At 54.9% G+C, this 2,461-nt stretch carries 1 protein-coding gene; it reads right to left on the bottom strand.

Going from position 1 to position 2,461, the window contains the following annotated elements; all coding sequences use genetic code 11:
• The coding region (locus CA13_RS35990) for a cadherin domain-containing protein (protein WP_419195275.1) at positions 1-2,461 on the bottom strand (2,461 nt) is incomplete at both ends.

Genomic DNA, 2,461 nt, shown 5'->3' with positions numbered 1-2,461 from the left:
ATCGAAGTCCTCGGGATTGCCGGGGATGGCGGCATCGTCCACATTGACGGTCACATCGAGCGACGGATTCGTCTCGAAGTTGAGCGTCGAACCGGCCCTCAGTCGCAAGTTATTGCCGACGATTTCAAACATCGCCGCATCGGTACCGGTCAGTGTAAGTGTTTCGGTGCCCAGTGCATCGTCGCTGACCGCGATCGTTGCGACGACGATAGCGGAACTGGTGTTGGCATCTTCATCGAGGTTGCTGACCACGGACGACAGGGTGATCGTGGGTGCTTCATTGACATCGCTGATCGTAACCGAGTGCGAATCGAAGTCGTCGGGACTGCCTGGGATTGACGCATCGTCCACATTAACGGTCACGTCGAGCGACGGATTCGTCTCGAAGTTGAGCGTCGAACCGGCCCTCAGTCGCAGGTCATTGCCGACGATCTCGAACAGTGAAGCATCATTGCCGGTTAGCGTGAGCGTTTCGGTGCCCAGTGCATCATCACTCACCGCGATTGTCGCAACAACGATGGCGGAACTGGTGTCAGTATCTTCGCTAAGGTTGTTGACCACCGAGGATAGGGTAACCGTTGGTGCTTCGTTTAAGTCGTTCACCGTGACGTACAGTGTTTTGTCAAATTGGTTCCCTCCGGCATCTGTGACACGAACGATGACTTCGTAACTCGATTGGCTTTCGAAGTTGAGCAGCCCATCTGTCAGAGTCAGTTCATCAGAGGATGATCCGCCGATACTGAAATTTCCGATGTCACTTCCACCAATTACTTGCCATGTAAATGTCTCACCGGCATCGGTGTCGGTTGCCGTCAGCGTGCCAACGCTGAAGCCGCTGGCCGTGTTGGTATTTTCATCCACATCGCTGTCACTAATCGAAATGTCGGTCGGCGGGATGTTTTGGTTGAACAGTGCGATCGCATCGAGTGACTCGTTGTTATCGTCGAGTTCGATATCACTGCCGTCGATCAGTAGGGTTGCGTTGGCCATCGTCGTCCCGCTGCCAAGCGTCGTTTGCGTGACATCCAGAATAAATACGTCCTGACGATCTGAAGTCAGAGCATTGCTACCTACGTCGCCATCCGAGTCGATCGTCAGGAGTATTTGACCCTCCGTAAGAGCCGTTCCAGCAACCGTCATCGGACGTTCGATAAGCTCGACTCCGAAAAACTTGTCGCCGATTCCAATGTCTGCACCATCGATCAGGACTTGCGATGTACCGCTGGTGTTACCAACCCCCACGTCATCAGCGACGAATGAAAACAGCTTTTTGTCCTCACCACTGCGCACGTAGAGAAACGTTCCAGCGGCAAGCGTGGTATCCGGTAGCGTTGTGGTTTGCTCAACCAGTGTGATGCCGCGGATCTCAGCACCTGCCGGATTCTCAAGCAACAAATGGAAGGTACCGCTGCTGTAATTTCCCGGAGCGTCGGGGCGGAACACGAACAGGTCCTCTTTCTTGACGGACAAGGAATTCGTGCTCGTTAGATCGGCGTCCCCCTTCGTGGAAACCAGTACATCGCCCTCGAACAGGTCGAATGCGGGGAACGAATTTCCGCCAATCGTGATATCGCGACCGACGTAATGCAATGCATTGACATCCGAACCGGAGTCAAAGTTCTCGACGTCAAATACGGGAGTGAATTCACCGCTGGTCGTATCGACAGGGGCGCCAGCGGTATCAAATGACAGATTCGTTCCACCAAGTTCTATGACGCCCGCTTTGTCCCATGATGGCAGTGACGATGTTGAACCGGCTCCCGTGGTACTGAACCAGAACTGTCCGCCGTTAGGCGGTGCGACGACCTTAACTTGCTGCTGAGAAAGGAAACTGATATAAGTCGGAGTTGTGAGGCCACCGGTGCCCGCGACCACATATTCATCGATGAACGCACCCGAGGAGCCATCAAAACGCAGGATCGCTGCGTCCTGATAGTCTGCGACATACAGATTTCCGTCCGGGCCAAAAGCGAATCCCGTTGGTTTATCGAGGCCCCCGAGTCCGGCGGAAACAAAAGCGTCCATGAACGCCCCAGTAGTGCCATCGTAACGCAGGACTTCATCGGTATCGTAACTTGAGATGTAGAGGTTGCCGTCAGGTCCAAATCGCATCTGCTCTGGGGAACTTAAGCCACCACTATCCGCTACGACGAACGTGTCAATGAAGGCACCGGTCGATCCGTTGTAACGTAGGACGTTGTTTTCGGTGTAGCTATTGACGTAGAGGTTTCCGTCCGGGCCAAACGTGATGGCATAGGGTGTATTGAGTCCTCCACTGGATGCCGTCACGAAGTCGTCGATGTAGGCTCCGGTTGTGCCATCGAAGCGCATGACGCGATCTCCGTCGTAGTCCGCAACGTACAAGTTGCCGTCGGATCCGAAGGCGAGGCCCTCTGCGCCGCTGAGGCCGGCGTCGCCGGCCGAGACAAACGTGTCAACGAACGCCCCGGTCAGTGCGTTA

The organism is Novipirellula herctigrandis (assembly GCA_007859835.1).
GTDB classification, from domain to species: domain Bacteria; phylum Planctomycetota; class Planctomycetia; order Pirellulales; family Pirellulaceae; genus Novipirellula_A; species Novipirellula_A herctigrandis.
This window is presented reverse-complemented; position numbering and strand designations above follow the sequence as displayed.